The sequence below is a fragment of the Frankia sp. CeRuru1 genome, from assembly GCF_977966315.1.
The window spans coordinates 26426-46152 of the sequence record NZ_CDWWEW010000003.1 but is presented as its reverse complement, the minus strand read 5'-3'; the positions used below and the strand labels follow the sequence as shown (position 1 = coordinate 46152).

11 protein-coding genes are annotated in these 19727 nt (G+C 69.7%); 6 read left to right on the top strand and 5 right to left on the bottom strand.

What is annotated here, in order from left to right; genetic code table 11:
- Nucleotides 1-111: 111 nt before the first annotated feature.
- A complete protein-coding gene (locus AC08OP_RS00625) occupies nt 112-1185 on the top strand; it encodes an ATP-binding protein (RefSeq protein ID WP_476612409.1) in 1074 nt (357 codons plus the stop codon).
- A 129-nt stretch (nt 1186-1314) separates the two neighbouring features.
- Here the strand turns inward: AC08OP_RS00625 and AC08OP_RS00620 are convergent, their stop codons facing one another.
- Entirely contained in the window at nt 1315-3918 is a 2604-nt protein-coding gene (locus AC08OP_RS00620) for a WD40 repeat domain-containing serine/threonine protein kinase (protein ID WP_476612408.1), read from the bottom strand.
- Nucleotides 3919-4628: 710 nt separating this feature from the next.
- Between AC08OP_RS00620 and AC08OP_RS00615 the strand changes: the two genes are divergently transcribed.
- The 5 genes from AC08OP_RS00615 (at nt 4629) to AC08OP_RS00595 (ending at nt 11403) form a co-directional block, all read left to right on the top strand.
- The gene (locus AC08OP_RS00615) at nt 4629-6260 is read left to right on the top strand and encodes a glycosyltransferase family 2 protein (RefSeq protein ID WP_476612407.1); all 1632 of its coding nucleotides are present in this window, start codon (nt 4629-4631) and stop codon (nt 6258-6260) included.
- A 6-nt stretch (nt 6261-6266) separates the two neighbouring features.
- On the top strand, nt 6267-6407 hold the full coding sequence (locus AC08OP_RS00610) for a hypothetical protein (protein WP_023842071.1): 141 nt from the start codon (nt 6267-6269) through the stop codon (nt 6405-6407).
- A 40-nt stretch (nt 6408-6447) separates the two neighbouring features.
- Nucleotides 6448-8640, top strand: a complete 2193-nt coding sequence (locus tag AC08OP_RS00605; protein ID WP_476612406.1) for an acyltransferase family protein — start codon at nt 6448-6450, stop codon at nt 8638-8640.
- 163 nt (nt 8641-8803) lie between these two features.
- Nucleotides 8804-9805 (top strand): glycoside hydrolase family 26 protein, encoded by a 1002-nt coding sequence (locus AC08OP_RS00600; RefSeq protein WP_476612405.1) that lies wholly within the window; start codon nt 8804-8806, stop codon nt 9803-9805.
- Between the two features lie 104 nt (nt 9806-9909).
- A complete protein-coding gene (locus tag AC08OP_RS00595; RefSeq protein ID WP_476612404.1) occupies nt 9910-11403 on the top strand; it encodes an ArnT family glycosyltransferase in 1494 nt (497 codons plus the stop codon).
- On the opposite strand, the gene AC08OP_RS00590 is transcribed toward AC08OP_RS00595, so the two are convergent.
- The 4 genes from AC08OP_RS00590 to AC08OP_RS00575 are packed head-to-tail and all read right to left on the bottom strand — an operon-like array spanning nt 11331 to nt 19031.
- Nucleotides 11331-13106 carry an ABC transporter ATP-binding protein gene (locus AC08OP_RS00590; RefSeq protein WP_476612403.1) on the bottom strand — a complete coding sequence of 592 codons (1776 nt, stop codon included), beginning with the start codon at nt 13104-13106 and terminating at the stop codon, nt 11331-11333. The genes AC08OP_RS00595 and AC08OP_RS00590 overlap by 73 nt on opposite strands.
- A gap of 17 nt (nt 13107-13123) precedes the next feature.
- On the bottom strand, nt 13124-15061 hold the full coding sequence (locus AC08OP_RS00585) for an ABC transporter ATP-binding protein (RefSeq protein WP_476612402.1): 1938 nt from the start codon (nt 15059-15061) through the stop codon (nt 13124-13126).
- Nucleotides 15058-16488 (bottom strand): salicylate synthase, encoded by a 1431-nt coding sequence (locus tag AC08OP_RS00580; protein WP_476612401.1) that lies wholly within the window; start codon nt 16486-16488, stop codon nt 15058-15060. Before AC08OP_RS00580 ends, AC08OP_RS00585 begins: the two co-directional genes overlap by 4 nt.
- A gap of 11 nt (nt 16489-16499) precedes the next feature.
- Nucleotides 16500-19031, bottom strand: coding sequence for a thioesterase domain-containing protein (locus AC08OP_RS00575; protein WP_476612400.1), 2532 nt, complete (start codon nt 19029-19031; stop codon nt 16500-16502).
- Nucleotides 19032-19727 lie beyond the last annotated feature (696 nt).

Genomic DNA, 19727 nt, shown 5'->3' with positions numbered 1-19727 from the left:
GCTCCGCTCCCGTCCGCGGGGGATCACGGGTCTCGTCGATCGGCGCCTCGCGGCTGGAGTACCCGTTCGGCATGCTCGCGGCAGCGCCGCCACGACATCGAGGAAATCTCTGTGAAGATCGCTTTTGTGGGCAAGGGCGGAAGCGGCAAGACCACGCTGTCTTCCCTCGTCGCCCGTCACCTGGCCACCCGGGGTCGGCCCGTGCTGGCCCTCGACGCCGATATCAACCAGCACCTGGCAGTCGCCCTCGGGCTCGATGAGGACTCCGCCGCGGCCATCCCCGCGCTCGGCGACCACCTCGACGAGATCAAGGAGTACCTGCGTGGCGAGAACCCGCGCATCCCCTCGGCGCGGGAGATGGTCAAGACCACACCGCCCGGCACCGGCTCGCGGCTGCTGACCGTCACCGGGCCGAGCCCGATCCACCACCGGTTGAGCGTCGACATCAACGGGGTCCGCCTGATGGTCACCGGCGCCTTCACCGAGGAGGATCTCGGCGTCGCCTGCTACCACTCCAAGGTCGGCGCCGTCGAGCTGCTGCTCAACCACCTCGTGGACGGGCCCACAGAATATGTCGTCGTCGACATGACCGCCGGCGCCGACTCGTTCGCCTCCGGGCTGTTCACCCGGTTCGACCGCACCTTCCTGGTCGCCGAACCCACCCGCAAGGGCGTCGCCGTCTACGAGCAGTACCGCGGTTACGCCGCCGACCACGACATCCCGATCTCGGTCATCGGTAACAAGGTAAGCGACGAGCGGGACCTGCAGTTCCTGCGTGACCGGATCGGCGACGACCTGCTGGTCCACCTGGAGCAGTCGGCTGCCGTCCGAGCGATGGAACAGGGCCGCGCCACCGGCATCGCGGACCTCGAACCGGCCAACATCGCCGCGTTGGACCACATCGTCGCCGTCGTGGACGACACCGAACGCGACTGGGACCGACTGCACCGACAGGTGATCGAGTTCCATGTGAAGAACGCCCGGTCCTGGGCGAACGACGCGGTCGGGGTCGACCTCACCAGCCAGATCGATCCCGGCTTCCGGCTCGACACCCGTCCAGGCCTGGTGCCGGCCGCGCGGTTGGCCGACACGACTGGCACCGCGCACACGGCTGGCACCGCGCACACGGCTGGCACCGCGCACACGGCTGGCACCGCGCACACGCCCCAGACCGCCGCACGCTGAGCGCTCACGAGGCCGGGCCCGCCTGATCGCGCGGCGGCCGAATTGTGGGGAGCTGGGCACGGTCCGGGGACCGCAAACCGTGCTCAGCTCCCCACATTCACCGGCCGACGGCCAGCCGGGATCACGCCACTAGGGGCACCGCGACGGGTAGGGGATCTCCGGGGCGTGCCGCTCCCACTCGGCCTCGCTCATCACGGCCGTCGGGTCGGTGCAGGCACGTTTGGCGATATGGGCCGGGTCGATGTCCCACAACCGGGCGGTGTTGTCGTCGCCGGAGGTGGCGGCCAGTGTGCCGTCCGGGCTGAACTGGACGCGCCGCACCGTCGCCGTGTGCCCGAGCAGGCCGCCGACCGGCCGGGGATTGCGCGGGTCGGAGATGTCCCACAGCCGGCCGGCCTTCCGCGCGGTCGTGCCCATCAGGTGCAGGTCGACGCGGAAGGCAACGCTACTCACCCAGTCCGATCGGTCGGTAAAGGTGTATAGCATTTTCGGTTCCGTCGGCGTGGCGATGTCCCATAGCCGGGCGGACCGGTCCGCCGACGTCGATCCAAGAATCCTGCCGTCGGGCCGGAAGGCGAGCCCGAGCACCGCGTTCTCGTGCCCGTTGAGGATCGCGAGCGGCGTGGGCCGGGTCGGGGTCGACACGTCCCAGAGCCGGATGGTCCGGTCGTGGCTGCCGGTCGCGAGCATCCTCCCGTCCGGGCTGAAGGCCACGCTGTTGACCCAGTCGGTGTGTCCCACAAGGGTGGCCGCCAACCGCGGCTGGTGGGGATCGGTGATGTCCCACAACTTGGCGGTGTTGTCGGTGCCGGCGGTAGCCATGGTCTTTCCGCCGACCGCGAAGGCAACGCTGTTGTTGACGTCCCGCAGCACTGCCAGCGACCTGGGCCGCTCGGGCACGGAGATGTCCCAGAGCCGGACAATGTGGTCGTCGGTGGATGTCGACAGCAGCCGCCCGTCCGCGCTGAAGCCGCCCTGCAGGAAGGTACCGCTGTCCCCCGGGATGACCGCGAGCGGTCTGGTGGCCGTGGGGTTGCTGATGTCCCAGAGCCGGACGGTGCTGTCGTCGCTTCCCGTCACCAGCATTCTGCCGTTGAGGCTGAACCGTACACCGATCACCCGGTCGGTGTGGCCGGCCAGCGTACTGATCTCTACCCCGCCGAAGTTCTCAATCAGGCTGCGCTGGGCCTCCTCGGTGGGCTCGACACGGTAGGCCGCCAGCGCAAGTTGGCGGGCCAGCTGCGGTTGTGTCGTGCTGGCCGCCGCCGCCTCGCTCGCCAGCCGGCGCGACACCTCGATGCTCTCGGGGACCGAAGCGGGGTCCTTGTGGGTGACGAACATGAGGGTGGCCGTCACCGCTACCGCGACGGCGCAGAGACTGGCCACCAGCGACACCACCGTGCGCCGCCGCCACCGGCCGCGCCGCTGCTGCTTCGGCTCGCCACCCTCGGGGTGGCCGCGGCCGGGTGCCGGACGGTCCAGTGGCGACAGGTCCAGTGGCGACAGGATGTCGTCGCTCGGCGGTGGCATCGCCGGATTGGCGGAACCGACGGAACCGACGGAACCGACGGAACCCTCGGAACCCTCGGAACCGATAGAACCGGCAGAACCCACGGAATCGATGGAACCGACGGAACCCTCGGAGTCGGACGGTGTCCGCGAGGCTCCGGCGTCTATCCGCGCCGGCGGCTTGACCGGCGGATCCGTAACCAGGGTGACGGCGGTCGGGCCAGCTTCGCCTCGCACCGCCGCGTCGACGTTGGAGTCGACGTTGGAGTCGACGTTGGAGTCGACGTTGGAGTCGACGTTGGAGTCGACGTTGGAGTCGACGTTGGAGTCGACGTTGGAGTCGACGTTGGAGTCGACGTTGGAGTCGACGTTGGACAGGCCGAGGAGGGACTGGTAGAGATCGCTGGCGGTCGGCCGGTCCGCCGGCTCCTTGGACATCGTTTTTGCCACGATCGAACGGAGTCCATCGGGCAGGCTGTCGATCTTGGGTGCCTCGTGCACCGCCCGATACAGCAGGACCGGGGTCGTCGCCTTACCGAACGGGCCGATCCCGGTGCCCGCGAACGTCACCACCCCGCCCCAGGCGAAGATGTCCGCGGCCGCCGTGACCAGCTCGCCGCGCGCCTGTTCGGGAGCCATGAAAGCGGGAGTGCCGATCAGGCCGGTGGAGGTCGTCAGCGAGGTCGTGGAATCCATCGCGCGCGCGATGCCGAAGTCGATGACCCGCGGACCGAGTCGCGACAGCAGGACGTTCGACGGCTTCAGGTCACGATGGATCATTCCCGCGGCGTGGATGGCGGTGAGCGCCGCCGCGACCGAGATGGCGAGGCGTTCGAGGTCGGCCTCGGCCATGGGACCGTTGGCGGCGATCGCGTCCGCGAGCGTGGGACCGTCGATGAACTCCGTCACCAGATATGGGCGATCGGCCTCGACGTCGACCTCGAGCACCTCCGCGGTGCAGAACCGGGCGACCCGCTGGGCGACTTCGGCCTCACGGCGGAACCTGGCCAGGAACTCGGGCTGCCGCGCGAGGTCGGTACGGACGACCTTGACGGCCACGGGCCGCCCGTCCCGGCTCCTGCCGAGGTAGACGATTCCCATCCCGCCTTGGCCCAGCCTCGCCACGAGCTGGTACGTCCCGACGGTGACGGGGTCACTGTCGAGCAGCGGTGTCGCGCGGGAGTTTGCCACGTCCCACGGAACTGACCCGTCAGGCGTCGTCACGGCAACCGTCGCCGCGCGGTGTGCGAACCCACGGCCGCCCCCTCCCGTTGGAACCCGACCTCCACGCGCACTCATTGCGCACCGCGGCGCCGCACGCATGAGTGCCTACCGTCTCCGTTAGCAGCCGTGGTTCTGGCAACCGGCTCACGACGGAATTTGTGCCTGGATTCTAGAGGTGCCTGAAGGCGCGTTCACGGCGCGGCCCACCCCGAGAGCCCGACGTAGCGCATCGTAATTGCGTGGCAACTTCCCGTTGGTGGTATCGGTCGCGGCGGCCCTGGCGATGCCGGGGCCACCGGGTCGCGACGGCCCACATGGGCTACCATCAGCATTGATCAAAGGGTACCGGGGCTATCGCTCGTAACGGTCGCTCGCAACGGTCCCCATAAGACCCCATTGACTACCATCAACCTTGATCAAAAGGTACCGGGGGGACCGTGGAGGTCGATCTTGGCGAGGAGTTCCTTGCCGCCGAGCTGGGCGAACAAAGGGGAGACTCTTCCGTCGCGGCCTCGGTGATGCCCCCCAGGGAATATGCCGCGGATCGGATTGCGCCAAGGAGCGGTGCCGTCGACGGAGCACCGATCCCAAGAGCGTCGGTCCAAAGAACGTCGATCCCAGGACCTCGGAGCGAGTCGCTGCCGAGCCCGCCGTCGGACCGACTGGTGTACGCCTACCTCGGCCGACAGCGTCGCTGGGTACTACTGTGCATGACCGCGTCATTCACCCTTGCCTCGTTCAGCCTGTTCAAGTTCGCGCTGCTGGCGTCGGCGTTGTGGGTGTTTCTCCTGCTACTCGGGCTCAACGCGGTTTGTTCGGCCTTCACGATTGTGGCCACCCAGCACCGGCGGCGCGTAACCAGACAGAGCCATGAGAGCCTGGTCCGCGGCTGGCGGTCGATCTACTACCCCAGCGTCGACATCTTTCTTCCCAGTGCGGGCGAACCCCTCCCGGTATTGCTCAACACCTATTCACACATCGCCCGGGTCAGGTGGCCGGGGCAGCTACGAACGTACGTCCTCGACGACAGCGGCCGCCCGGAGATCGCCGCCGCGGCCGCCGCCCACGGCTTCAGCTACCTGAGCCGGCCGGACCGCGGCCGGATGAAGAAGGCCGGTAACATCCAGTTCGGGCTCGAGCACTCGCGCGGCGACTACATCGCCATCTTCGACGCCGACTTCTGCCCGCGGCCGGACTACCTCTTTCACCTGGCACCGTACCTCGACGACCCGGACGTCGGTATCGTGCAGAGCCCGCAGCACTTCGACACGAAACGGTCGATGGGCTGGCTGCAGCGGACCGCCGGCGCCACCCAGGAGCTCTTCTACCGCTGGGTGCAGCCGTCCCGCGACGCCGTCGGCGTCCCGATCTGCGTCGGAACCAATGCGATCTACCGGCGCGGCAGCCTGCGGAAGGCGGGCGGCTTCGCCCAGATAGAACACAGCGAGGACGTCTTCACCGGTGTCAAGCTGCTGGCTGCGGGCTACACCACCCGCTATGTACCGGTGGTGCTGGCGACCGGCCTGTGCCCGGCTGACCTGGCCGGTTTCATCAACCAGCAGTACCGCTGGTGCAGCGGTTCCATGGCCCTGCTGCGGACCCGTCAGCTACGCCACATCAAGCTCGACTGGAAACAGCGGGCCTGCTTTTGGAGCGGGTTCCTCTACTATATTTCCACTGCGATCAACGTCTTTACCATTAACATTCCTGGCCTGTTGATGGTGTACGTCTACCCGGAGCTGGTGCGGCCCTATAATTTTTTGCCGTTCCTGGCCGCGGCCTGGGTGTGGCTGGTCCTGCTCCCGGCTACCAGCCGCGGTCGATGGCGTTTCGAAGTGCTGCGGGTGCAACTTGTGTACAGCTTCTGCCACGCTGTCGCGATCCTGCACATGGTGCGTGGTCGCACGGCATCCTGGGTGGCGACCGGCTCCGTGCGCAAAGGGGGGAACCCGCTGGTCCGCAGCGTGGCTCGGACCGCCTTCTACTGGCTGCTGTTGACGACGTGCGCGACATGGACCGGCATCGCTCTCGACGTCTGGCGGTTCGGCTGGGAAAACTTTTGGCTCATGATTCTGTTCCAGCTCGGCCACAGCTATCTGAGCATCCCGCTCCTGTTCGAGCTTAGCCGCCTGCTCGTGGGGCGCGGCGACCGGCCGGCACGCAGCAGGCACCGCGCCAGGCAGTCTCAGCCCGACTCCGTGGTCCGGGCATGGACCGGCGGTCCGCAGGCCTACAGCGCGCAGGCCTACAGCGCGCCGGCCCACAACGCGCCGGCCAACAGCGCACCGGTCTCGCCCTCGCACGGCGCTCCACCCGCCAGCGCGGCCCTGCGCCAGGGGTGAAGCGACGTGGAACGTCACGACGACGACCTGGACTTCCCGGCCTCCGAGCACCTGCGCTGGCCCGACGGGCTGGCGATCACCGTCGGCCTGGCGGTCATCGCGTTGCTGGCCACCGGCTGGGTCGACCCGACCGTGCTATGGCACTGATCAGGCCAGGCGGGCCGTGGGAGCGGTCGGCATGAGGACCATGAGGACGACGGACGGCGCGGTCACGGACGGCACGGTCACCGTGCCGCTGCGGCGACCCCACCCGGGTCTGGTGCGGATCGAGGAACGGCTCGGCTTCCGCCCCGACATCGAAGGGCTACGCGCCCTGGCTGTGCTGCCCGTGCTGTGTTACCACGGTCAGGTCCCCCACGCCACTGGCGGCTTCGTCGGGGTCGACGTGTTCTTCGTTGTCTCGGGGTTCCTCATCACCAGCCTGCTCGTGCGGGAGGCCGAGGTCACCGGTCGGATAAGCCTGGCGGGGTTCTACGCGCGCCGGGCCAGGCGCATCCTGCCGGCGGCCTGCGTCGTCCTGGTGTTCGTCACCGTGGCGAGCTGGCTGACGATGCCGCCGCTGCGCCAGGCGGAGACGGTGCACGACGTCGCGGCGGCCTCGGTCTACCTGGTCAACTGGCGGTTCATCTCGAACCAGACCGACTACCTCGCCAGCGGTCGGGACCCCAGTCCGGTGCTGCACTTCTGGTCGCTCAGCGTGGAGGAGCAGTTCTACCTCGTCTGGCCGCTGCTCCTGCTGCTCGTCGTGCTGTTCGCCCGGCGCGCCACGATGTCGCTGGCCGCCGTCGCGGTCCCGGTCACGCTCGGGCTCGTCGCCCTGTCGTTGGCGCTGTCGCTGCACTGGACCCTGGTGGAGACGCCGGTCGCCTACCTGGGCTCGCCGGCCCGGGCGTGGCAGTTCGGCGTCGGTGCGCTGCTCGCCTTCGCCGCGCCGGCGCTCGCCAGACTCGACCGCGGCCGCACCGTCACCGGGGTGAGGATCGTGCTCGGCTGGGCGGGGTGCGTGGCGGTGCTGGCCGCCGTCGTCAGCTACGACAGCGTGACGGTCTACCCGGGCACGGCGGCCTTGTTGCCCACCTTCGGCGCGGCAGCGGTCATCGCGGCGGGTACCGGCGTCCACCCGGGACACCGCAGCCTCCGGGCGAGTGCGGGCCGGTTGTTGGGGACCAGAGTGCTGACCGTCATCGGAAGCCGGTCGTACAGCCTGTACCTGTGGCACTGGGCCGTGCTCGTCCTGGTCGAGGCGCGGGTGGGAGACCTGAGCTGGCAGGCGCGCACGGCAGTGGTCGCGGCCTGCGCCGTGCCGGCCGAGCTGTCGGTGCGGCTGGTCGAGCGTCCGGTGCGGCTCTCGGCGGTCGCGGCGTCGGGCTGGCGTCGTGGCCTCGCGATCGCCGTCACCGCGACGTTGCTGCCGGCCGCCACCGGCATGCTGGTCGGCACCGATGCGCTGCAGCGGATGCGGGGCGGTGGCCGGGACGCGGTGGCGGTGCTGCCGCACCTGCCCGCGGCCACGGTGGTGCGTGACCCGTTCGACCAACCCGGCGGCCTGTTGAGCGGCCCGGTGACGCCCGCGCCTTGGTCCGCGTACGACGACCTGCCGCGGCTTCCGGACGGCTGCATGGTAAGTCCCCGCCAGACCACGAGCCCGCCCTGCCAGCTGAACACCGACGGCGCCACCGGCCGGGTGGTCCTGTTGGGGGACTCGCACGCCGCCCAGTGGTTCGGGGCGGTCTACCACATGGCCCGCGGCAGCGACTGGTCGGTGGAGGTGCTGACCAAGGTCGGCTGCCCGTTACCCGCTATCTCGGTCCGCAGCGAGCAGCTCGGCCGGGAGTTCACCGAGTGCGACACCTGGCGAGAGAACACGTTTCGCCGGCTCGCCGCGGAACCAAAGCCGGACGTGATCTTCCTGAGTACGTACAACCGGTACACCGGCGACGAAGAAAAGGTTGTGGCGGGATGGCGGAACACGATCGCACGGCTCGTTTCCCTGGGTGCTCCGCTGGTCTACATCGTCGACACCCCGAATCCACCAGGAGACATTCCGGCGTGTATTTCCGGCGCAATCGACAACTGGCGGTCGTGCTCGTTCCCGCGGGATTCCGGCCTGCCCCGCGACCCGCTGCTGCAGGCGGTCGTCGAGGGCCGCGAACCAGCGGTCAGCGCGGTCGACCTGAACGTCATCCTGTGCCCGGGGACCGGACCCTGCCCGGCCGTACGGGGCAGCGTGCTGCTGTACCGCGACGACTCCCACATCACGAACACGGCAGCGGTCATGCTCGGGCCGGCGCTCGAACACGCGCTGGTCACCAAGGTACAGCTGCCGTCGCGGGGACCTCTGCTCCAGTCAAGCCAGACCGCGGGCACATCGCGTTCCTGACTTCGGTCCCGGTGGAATCCGGGCGTCGGGTAGCCTCGCCAACGAGGTGCGCCAAGGCCGTATTTCAGGACGTCTGTACACTTTTCAGTCATTGTTTGGCTTTCGGTCATTGTTCGGCGGACGTACCAGCCAGACGGCCGAGGTACCTGGTGGGGAGGCGCTGATGCGACGGCGGTCTGCCGTCTGCCTGATGGTGGCGGCGAGCGTACTGGTTTTCGCCTGCAGCTCCCCCGGCGACGGCCCGTCTCGGGAACCTGTGTCCCCGAGCGGCGCCACCAGCGGCGCCGCTCGCGGCGCCGAGCCGTCGCGGGCGACCGTCGAAACCGTGTTCAGGACCCGTCCGCAGTTCGGCGTCACGCTGCCCGGCATCAGCCAGGCGTCGCTGGGCGAGGTTGCGCGCACGACGGGCTGCCTGCCGGCGATGGCCCAGTTCTTCGTCTCCGTGGCCCACGGCCTGGACCCGACGGTGCTCGGCGCGGTGCCGGTGACACCGATCGTGACGGTCGAGCCGTGGAACCCGGACAAGGGGGTCAACCAGAGCGACTTCACGCTCGACAAGACCATCGAGGGCCGGTGGGATGACCACTACCGGGCCATCGCGATGGTAGTGAAGAAGTACGGACGCCCCGTCCTGATCCGGTTCGCCCACGAGATGAACGGCTACTGGTACCCGTGGGCGTCGGTTGGCTCGAACACACCGGCGCTGTTCGTGGCAGCGTGGCAGCACGTGGTCGGCCTCTTCCGAGACGCCGGCGTCACGAACGCGCTGTGGGTGTGGTCGCCGAACGTGCTCCGCGGGACGTCGGGAACGCCGCTGGCCGAGTACTACCCCGGCGACAAGTGGGTCGACCTGATGGGCCTGACAGGGTACGGCGTGCAGGAGAGCTCCGCCGCGCAGACGTACGACCCGTCCATGGCCCAACTGGCCGCGCTGTCGGCCAAGCCGGTCCTGCTGACCGAGGTGGGCGCCCAGCGGGACCAGTACAAGACCAGCTGGATCGCCTCATTCGGCAGCTGGCTGCAGAGCCACCCCCAGGTGGTGGGGTTCGTCTGGACGGCGATGAACATCAAGGACGGCGTGAAGGGTGACTGGCGGTACGACGACTCGGAGGCCGACCTCGCCGCCTTCCGGGCGAGCCTGCTTGCCGGGAGAGTCGCCTGCTGACCACCGCGAGGAGCGTTCCGGAGTCGGCTGGCCAGCCGGGCCCGGCGGCCCGTCACCGTCGCGGCAGCCGTCGCGGCAGCCGTCGCACCCTGGTCGTTCTCGCCGTGGGCGCAGCCGTCGTCGCCTGTGCGCTGGTCCACGCGGTGAACCTCGACGGCTGGCCCGGCCGGTTCAACGAGGACGAGGGCACATATACCGCGCAGGCCTACGCCCTGCGGTACTGGGGCCGACTGGCGCACTACACCTACTGGTATGATCATCCTTTCGGCGGCTGGGCCCAGATCGCGGCGTACGCCTGGGTGACCGACGCCTTCGGCCGTGGCGCTACCGGCGTGAGCGCCGCGCGCGAGTTCATGCTCTGGGTGCACGTCGCAAGCTGCGTCCTGGTCTACCTGTTCGCCCGCCGGCTGGACGTGCGCCGACCGTACGCGGTGACGGCCGTCGCGCTGTTCTCGCTGTCACCGCTGGCGCTCTGGTCCCAGCGGATGGTGTTCCTTGACAACATCATGGTGATGTGGCTGTTAGCGGCGTTGGTCGTGGCCGCGACGCCCAGACGGCGAGTGTGGACTGCCGTGCTGGCGGGACTTGCGGTAAGCGTCGCGTTCTGGTCCAAGGAATCCGCTCTGGTGTTCCTGCCCGGCGTCTACCTGATGGTGTGGACCAACCACCGGCGGCGCAACCTGCGCGCCGCGAGCCTCGGCTTCACCGCCGCGGCCGTGGCGGGCCCCGGGGCGTTCGTGGTGTTCGCGGCTGCTCGTGGCGAGCTGCACCAGTTGCGCCGGGCGGTCGAGTTCCAGCTGTTCACCCGGCAGCCCAGCGGCAGTGTGCTCGACCGCGGCAGCTCGGCGTGGAACCTGGTCGGCTTCTGGCTCGGGCTCGATGCGATCCTGCTCGCCGCCGGCCTCGCGGCGGCGGTCGCCGGGCTGCTGGTGCCTCGGCTTCGGGTGCCGAGCGTGCTGCTGGTGAGCCAGGCGCTGCTCCTGCTCCGGGAGGGGTACCTGCCGTACCCGTACGTCGTCGGGATGTTGCCGTTTGCCGCGCTCTGCGCGGCGGGGTTGGCCGACCACCTTCATCCCCGGCCCGGGCCTGCCACCAGGCCTGCCACCACAACCGCCCGTCTTCGCCTCGCGGCGGTGGCCTCGGTCGTCGTGGCCGGGCTGGCGGTGCTGCCGTGGCAGTGGGGACCGGTCCTGGTCGACGCGGCCACCCGGGACGACAGCCTCCCGAGCCGGGAGGCGTCCGCCTGGTACCTCGACCACGTCCCCCCTGGCCGGGTGACGATCACGAACGATTACGCGTGGCTCGACCTGCTACGCGGGGGTACCAGGCCGATCTGGCACTGGAAGATCAACGACCAGGCCGTGCGGGCGAGCCTCCCGAACGGCTGGCGCGACGTCGACTACGTCATCCTCGACGCCTGGATGGCCGAACCGGCGACGTTGCACCGGCTCCCGCTGCTGGCCGGCGCGCTGGCCCATGGCGTCAAGATGGCTTCGTTCGGCGCCGGCCCGACAAAGGTGACGATCTACCGGGTCGTCCCGGTCGTCGAGACGCCGGGTGGCGCAGCCCGTGTGGGCCGAGTGGGGATGCGCCATTGACGGGCCTGGAGTTGAGCGGCCCACATTCGTGCGTACCGTCCGCTCGGGTCGGCGAGCAGATCGGCGTGCGTGCCGCGTTGAACGATCCGTCCGCCGTCGAGCACGATGATCTGGTTCGCGGCCGCGATGGTGGACAGGCGGTGGGCGATGACGAGTACGGTCTTGCCGGCTATCAGGGTGTCGATGGCCTGCTGGACCGCGACCTCGGATTCGGTGTCCAAGGCGGCGGTCGGTTCGTCGAGCAGGATAACCGGCGCGTCCTTGAGGATGGCCCGGGCAATGGAGATCCGCTGCCGCTCGCCGCCGGACAGCGTCGAGCCGATCTCGCCGATAAGGGTGTCGTAGCCGCGCGGGAGCCTGGTGATGAAGGTGTGCGCGTTGGCGGCACGCGCGGCGGCCTCAATGTCGGCGTCAGAGGCGTCGGGACGGCTCATCGCGATGTTGGCCCGGATGGTGTCGTCGAAGAGGTAGACGTCCTGGAAGACGATGGCGATGTGGCGCAGGAGCTCCGCCGGTTCCAGCGTGCGCACGTCGACTCCGCCCAGCCGCACGACGCCCGCCTGCGGATCGGCGAAGCGGCTGATCAGCTTGGTCACGGTGGTCTTGCCCGAACCGGATGGTCCGACCAGTGCGGTCAGGCTGCGCTCGGGCACGACCAGGTCGATGTCTTTCAGCGCGGGCGCGGCATGTCCGTCGTAGGAGAACGTGACCTCCTCGAAACGGACGTCGAATCCCGCCGGTTGTCGACCACCGGGCTTCACCGGCAGCGACGGGGTGTTCAGCACGTCCCCCAGCCGGCTCAGCGCGGCATCGGAGATCTCGAACAGTTTGGCCATCACCGACGCCATGCTCAGCGGCTCGGCGAACCGGGCCGCGGTCACGATGACGGCCACCAGCAGCGGCGCCGGCATCCGCGCGTCGAGAACCAGGGCTGCGCCGACGCTGACCAGCGCGACGAGCGCGATCTGGACCAGCAACTGGATGCCCGCCACCGGGACGGAGGCCGACCGGTTCGCCGTCGCCTGTGCCTCGTGCTGCCGCGCAAGTACGCCTGCCAGGCTCGGCGCATCGGCTCCGGCCTGCCCAGTGGCCTTGAAGACCGGCAGGCCCTGGACGTACTCCACAATCCGGCTCGAGGTGTCGGCGTCGGCTTCGTCGGCCGCCCGGAACCCGGCGCCCGAGCGCCGCTGTACAGCGCGCGCCAGGGGGACCGCTGCCGCCGTCGCCGCGGCGAGAACCCCGCCCAGCCGCCAGTCCAGGACCACCACGATCACGCCGAGCACCGCGGGGACGGTGATGATCTGTACGAACAGCGTGGACAGGGACGAGATCGCGGTGGCTGCGCTCACCACGTTGCCCCCGACGACGGTGGTCAGGTCACCGGCGGCGCGACGAGCCAGGTCCTGTTGTGGCATGGCTCGAAGCGTCGTGCCGAGCCGCAGCCTGAGGTCCTCGGTGACCAGGTGCCAGTAGTCGTAGGTGAAACTCATCTCGCGCACGCGCAACGCCGCCTCGGTGACCACCAGGGCGGCGAGCACGCCGGTCCACGCCCACGCCCGCTCCGTGCGCACCGGCGTCCGGCACAGTTCGGCGAGCAGCGGGATGAATACGACGTAGGCGCAGGACTGGACCGCGGTGGCCGCGAAGGAGATACGCAACGTCGCGCGGAACTGGTCGGCGTAGGGGCCCGCCGCCGTGAGCATCAGACGCAGGATCCGCCTCATCGGGCCCGCTCGGACTCTCGGGCGCCGGGAATGCTGGGAGTACCTGGAGTGCTGGGAGTACCGGTGAGGCCCCAGCTCATTGCCTGCTCGTGGTGGGCCCAGAGGCTGGCGTAGCGGCCCCCTGCCGCGACGAGGTCGGCGTGCCGCCCGCATTCGGCGACCCGCCCCCGGTCGAGCACCACGATCTGGTCGACGTCGACGACGGTGGCGAGCCGGTGGGCGATGACGAGCACGGTTCGTCCGCGGGTGAGCCGGATGATGGCGGCCTGGATCGCGGCCTCGTTTTCCGGGTCCGCGAAGGCGGTGGCTTCGTCGAGAACGACGATCGGCGCCCGGGACAGGATCGCTCGGGCGATGGTGATGCGCTGTCGTTGGCCGCCGGAGAGCTGTCCGCCGCGCTCCCCGACCTGAGTGTCGTAGCCGTCGGGCAACTCAGTGGTGATGAACTCGTGTGCGGCGGCGGCCTCGGCGGCGGCACGTACCTCGTCATCACTGGCTTCAGGCCGGGCCAGTCGGATGTTCTCGGCCACGGTGCCGGCCATCAGGAACGGTTCCTGGGACACCAGCGTGACGTGTCTCAAAAGTACCTCGCTGCGTAGCTGGCGGACGTCGACGCCGCCGACGCGGACCGAGCCGGACTCGACGTCGTAGAAGCGGGGGATCAGGCGGGCCACCGTGGATTTCCCGGACCCGGACGGTCCGACCAGGGCGCAGACCGTGCCCGCTGGAATGTCGATGTCGACGCCGTCCAGCGCCGGTTCGTCCCGGTCGGCCGAGTAGCGGAAACGGACCGCGGTGAGCGAGACGGCGGAGCCGACCGGTTCCCGCGGGCCGTCGGGCTCGGGCAGCGCCGATATCGCCAGGATGTCGGCGATCCGGAGCGCACCGGCCTTCGAGTCATTGATGTAATTCGCCAGGTGCATCAACGGTGCGATCGCCTCCACCGGCATCGTGCCGATCAGCAGGGCGACCACCAGCTCGGTGGCCGAGATCCAGCCCGCCGCCAGCATGGGAGTCCCGGCGGCCGCCACGATCAGCAAGGTCGGGAGCGGCACAATAAAAAGCCGGCTCAGGATACCTGAAACGCGGGTGGTGGCCATCCAGGCTGCGGTCGTTGCGGTGAAGGCCCGTACCGCCGCCGAAAACCGCCGGAACGACACCCGGCCGTCGTCGAACGTGCGCACCACCGGCATTCCCTGGACGAACTCGACCACGGCGGCGTTGACGTCCTCGTTCGCCTGGCTGTACCGCTCCCGCTGCGTGGCGTAGTCCCGGGTCAGCAACGACAGGCACACCATCGCGACCGGCACGATGACCAGCACGGCCAGCAGCAACCGCCACTGCACCACACCGAGCGCCACCAACGCGACGATCGGCGCGGTGACGCCGGGACCGATGAACGGAAGGGCGTCGGCGACCACGTTGTGCAGCGCCGCGACGTCGTCCTGCATGACCTTCTTGATCCGCCCGGAGCCCAGCCGCTGCACCTCGCCCAGCGGCATGCGCGCCAGCGCCGCGGCCAGCCGCCGGCGCAACGCGACCTCAAGCTCGTAGCTGGCCTGATGGGCTTCGTAGTCGGCCAGCCACCTGCCCGCGAACGACATCACCAGAGCCACCAGCGCGCCGCCGGCCCACCAGGTGACCTCGGTACCCGACGGGTGGCGGGAGAGAACCTCTCCTACCGCGAACGCCACGCACACGTACCCCGCCACTCCAGCAACACCACCGAGCATGCCGGACAGGGCGGCGCGGACCAGCCGTCCGCGGGCTGGCGGGCACAGCTTCACCAGGTCCACGACCTGCCGTAGCGCTCCCGGGGAGGCGCCGGCACTGGTACCAGTAGCAGTGCTGGTAGCGGTGCCGGTGCCGGTGCCGGTGCCGGTGCCGGTGCCGGTGCCGGCCAGGGTTCCGGTCGGTCTTCTCCGAAGCGTCATGCTCGGATCCTGGCAGAGGGCTCGGCAATCTCCCGGGCCTCCTGGACGGTTTCCCGGGCCTCCTGGACGGGAGGCCCCGCCCGCAATCCCACCGCCCGGCGGTGGCCGGTCTGATCAGGCCCGGCCGGTACGACGTGCGGCGCAACACTGCTCAGCTTTTCACAGGTCTCCTCGTACTCCCGCGGCGGCTGGGAGGCCGCGACGACGCCCGCGCCAGCGCGCAGCCAGGCCCGGCCGTCGCGTTGGTAGACGGCCCGCAGGACCAGCGCCGCGTCCAGCGCGCCGTCCGACCCGGCCATCAGCACCGCCCCCGCGTACAGGCCGCGCGGCACCTCCTCCAGAGCGGCGATCAGGCGGTAGGCCGCCGGTTTGGGGATGCCGGATGCGGTCACGGACGGGAACACCGCGGCGAGCGCATCCCAGGCCCCCCGCTGCGGCGGCAGAAGCGTGTCCACCCGGGACGCCAGGTGCTGCACGCTGCCGCGCGCCTTCACCGTCAGGAAGTCGCTGACCCGGGTCGATCCCGGCTGCCCCACGCGGTCCAGTTCGTCGAAGGCGAGCTTCACCGAGATCGCGTGCTCGAACACCTCCTTGGCGTCGCCCAGCAGCGCTGTGCGTAGCGCACGGTCGGCGGCCGGGTCGCCGGTACGGGCGCGGGTGCCGGCCAGCGGCTGGGTCGAGGCCGCGCGATGGGCGTCGACCTCGACAACGGTCTCCGGGCTGAATCCCGTGGCCTGCCAGCCACCGAGGTCGAGCAGGAAGGACCGAGCGGGGGTGTTCCGGGAACGGCCCCCCAGGTAGGTGGCACACAGGTCGACCTGGAACGGGATGGGGACCGCGCGGGACAGGATGACTTTCTGCAGATCTCCCTGCCGGATCCGCTCGACCGCGTGCGCGACGCCGTCCAGGTAGGACTGGCGCCCGACGCGGATGTCAATCGAGGCCGGGGGCCGCCGGATTCGCGCCACGGGTTCACGGACCAGGGTCCGCACGGCCTCGAGCACGGCCTCGTCGACGCTACGGATCAGCACCCGGTGGTCCGCCACCTGCACTTCGACACCTGGCACGATCAAGTGCGCCAACGGCTCGGACGGCTGCCGCTGGGCGCCGCCAGGCCACTGGGCGGCGAGTTCGAAGCAGGCCCAGCCGTAGGCGTTCCAGCCAGCGACGGGCGAACGTCCCAGCGCGGCCCGCACCGCCTGCCATGGCGTGCCCGCCCAGGGCTCGACGACCTCCCGGCCGGCGAACCGGCTACGTACCCTAAGCGGGTCCACGAGCACCTCGTACAGCGGATTCCCACCGACATACCACCGCCGGTCCCGCTCGTACACCACGTAGTTCGCGAGCACGCCGGAGGCGGTCAGATCCGCGATCACGGTGAGCGGGTCTACCGGCCCGTCGACGAAGGCCTCTCGATAACAGTCCACGACGGGTCTCCTCAGGATGAGCGGGGAAGGCTGACACCGGTACCCGAGTGGCGCCAGGTCTGCAGCGGCGCGGCAATGTGCTCGGCCACCTGGCGGACGTGGGGCGGGTTCATGCAGCTGAAGTGGTTGCCCTCGACGTCGGTCACGTTGAACTCGCCGAGGCAGATCTCCCGCCAGAAGGCCAGCGTCTCCTCGTCCATTCCGGGCGCGAATCCCGATGCCCCGCGGGGGCGCAGGAAACGGATGTCGCCCGCATAGACAGTGGGTCGGAAGCGGGCCGCGAGGAAGCTCTGCCGGAACACCCGGAACATCCCGGACACCAGCTCCGGCACCATCTCCTGGCCGCCAAGCGCGGAGGCGGCCCGGGCGTAGCGGGTGAACCGGTCGTCCTGGCTGTGCCCGCCGAGCCGCCGGAAAAAGTCCGCAATCCCGTCCAGCTGCGGATCTCCGCCGACCGTCGCCAACGAGCCCGCGGGAACCCGTCCGCCGTTGTCGTCAATCACCTTCATGAAGGCATGGATCGCGGCGTCGGCGTCGACGGGACCGAAGCCGATCTGTTCCAGCGAGATGTTCAGGTTGGGAACGAAGAGCGTCTCGATCATCAGGTCCTCGTCGACGTCGACCAGGACCGGGTGGCTGCTGGTCAGGACGAGGTCGACCACCTCGATGCCGCGTTCGTCCAGGCGGCGGGCCACCTCGATGGCGTAGAGGCCGCCGAGGCAGTAGCCGATCAGCTGAAGGCTGCGGTATCCCCGCGCGAGGAGACACTCGGCGTAGTCGTCGGCCAGCCGTTCGACGACCTCCGCCGGGTCGAGTGCGCAGTACACGTCGGTGTCGTCGATGACGATCCCGATCACCGGGCCGAGGTCCTGGGCGACCAGTTCCTTCGCCAGCGGCCGGAAGCACTCCATGGTGCCCAGGCCGGCGTGGAACATCACCCGTGCCGGCCCGTCGCTCGCCAGGTCGAACGGGACGAGCACCGCGTTGCTGGCGTAGGTCCGCCGACCGCCGGGTTGGCCATCAACGCCAGGTTGGCCATCAACGCCAGGTTGGCCATCAACGCCAGGTTGGCCGTCAACGCCAGGTTGGCCGTCAACGGCGGCCCGCCGCGCCCGCGCCCGCAGGAAGCGCGCGAGCGCGGCGATCGTGGGTTCGTTGAGCATGTGCCGCAGGATCGCGTCGAAGGGGACGGCAGCGGCTTCGGGCACTTCCTCGCGCAGGCGGCCGGCCATCCGCGCCATGATCAGCGAGTCGGCGCCCCGGTCGAAGAAGCTCTCGCGGCGACCGATCCGCTCGATGGCGAGCGCTCCCGCCCACAGGCCGGCGAGCGTGGCCTCGAATGCGTCGGCGGGCTCGTCGACCACGGCCGGAGGCGAGGCGGCCCTCGACGTCGGCCGCCACCCCTGCACCCGGCGCCTGTCGATCTTGCCGTTGTCGGTGAGCGGGAGCGCGTCGACGACCTGGAGCTGCGATGGGAGCATGTGTTCGGGCAGCCGGGTGGCGAGGAACCGGCGCAGCTCGTCCTGGGTCACTGGCACCCGGTCGGTCTTCATCCGGGCCGCGAACAGGTGCACCTGCTGCGGGGCCAGGCCGTGGTCGTCCTCGGGCAGGCACAGCACCCGCTCGGCGCCGGCCCGCTCCAGCAGGCCGATCCACTGGTCCCGGTCCAGATAAGACGGTCCCGCGGTGCGGACCTGGTCTTCGGGCGGGGTCATCATGAACGCCTGCGATGCCAGGATCCAGGGGTGCTCACGGGTCGGCTCGGTGATGACCAGCCAGCCTCCCGCGGCCACCACCTCGGTCAGGCCGGTCAGCGCCGCGGAGATGTCCCGGGCGTTCTCCAGCACGCCGGCAGCGAGCACCACGTCGAAGGCGTTGGGTGCGATGCCCTGGGCGCGGTAGTCGGTGTCCACGTCGAACACGCCGAACCGGATCCCGGGGTACCCGCCGAACCGGGTGCGGGCCTCGGGCAGGAAGAACGGCGACACATCGGTGAACAGGTACTCGACGTCGAACCCGGCCAGCACGTCGAGGACGCCTTCGGTGGTGCCCCCGGTACCCGCACCCACCTCCAGCACGCGCAGCGGCCGGTTGGCCTCGTCCGATGGCCGGCCGGTGGAGCCTTCGGCGGCGATGCGGTGGAGTACCGTGCTCACCGCCCGGTTGAGGTAGCGGGCCATGGCGTTGCCGCGGTAGAGGGAGTGCGCGGTGTCGAACCGTCCGTCCGGGAACAGCAGCGCGACCGGGTCCTGCCGTCCGGTCAGCAGCTCGGGCAGGGCCTCGGCGTTGCGCCGCAGATAGCTGACGAACTCGGCGGAGGCCAGTCCGGTCCACGCGGTCTGCGCGTCATGCCAGCGCAGGCTCACCGTGTCCTTGTCGACGTCCTCGTTGACGTCCTCGTCGACGAGGCGCCGGCAGGTGAACCGGCCGCTGGCCGGATCTACCTCCAGGTAGCCGGCCCGGGCCAGCACGTCGAGCCACCGCCGCAGCAGCCAGTGGTGGCGGGGATCGACCTCCCCCGCCGGCCGAGTGCCGACGAGCAAGAGTAGACGGAAACGTCCGCAGTGCAGGGGTTTCCGCGTCGCGGACAAGTGATCGCGAGAGCTGCCGAGTGGCGAAAAGCGGGACCGGTGTCCGCACCATGTCCGCACCAGAATGATCAAAACTGGCAGTTCTGATCGCGAGGCCGCGCCCGGGACTCTTATCACGCTCGGTCATCTTCGGGGGCGTCGGGAGCCGACACACTCCCCCGGCGTCCCTACCAGCGTGACCAGCCACCGGACGCGGCGATCCGCCACTGGTCAACAACGAAACCTTCGCCGAGGTCGGACAGTTCCACGCGAGGCCTGACCGGACTGCAACGGCCACGTCGTCGCATGGCCGGTAGGAGGGGCACAAGGGCCGACCAGGGGACGGCCGGCCGAGCGACGACGTGCGTCAACAACAGTGACGTCAGAATTCCTCTGGGACATCGATCTCGTGGATCGTGGCGTCGCCGGGACGGGGGTCACGCCCCAGGACGAGCCGACGATGGTCCCGGCCATGCGCGACGCAGGTAGGTAGCCGCAGGTCATCGTCCACAAATGATCGGTCGCCGGGCAGAGGACTGTCATGTGGCACGGAGCCGAACGGCTGGTCTCGATCAGCCGTAGCCGGGCCGGTTGCTGTACTTCCGTGCTGTACCGTCGGTGCCCCTGTGTGGTGCGACGGCCCGACCCACGCGGGGGCGGGTGGCCGTC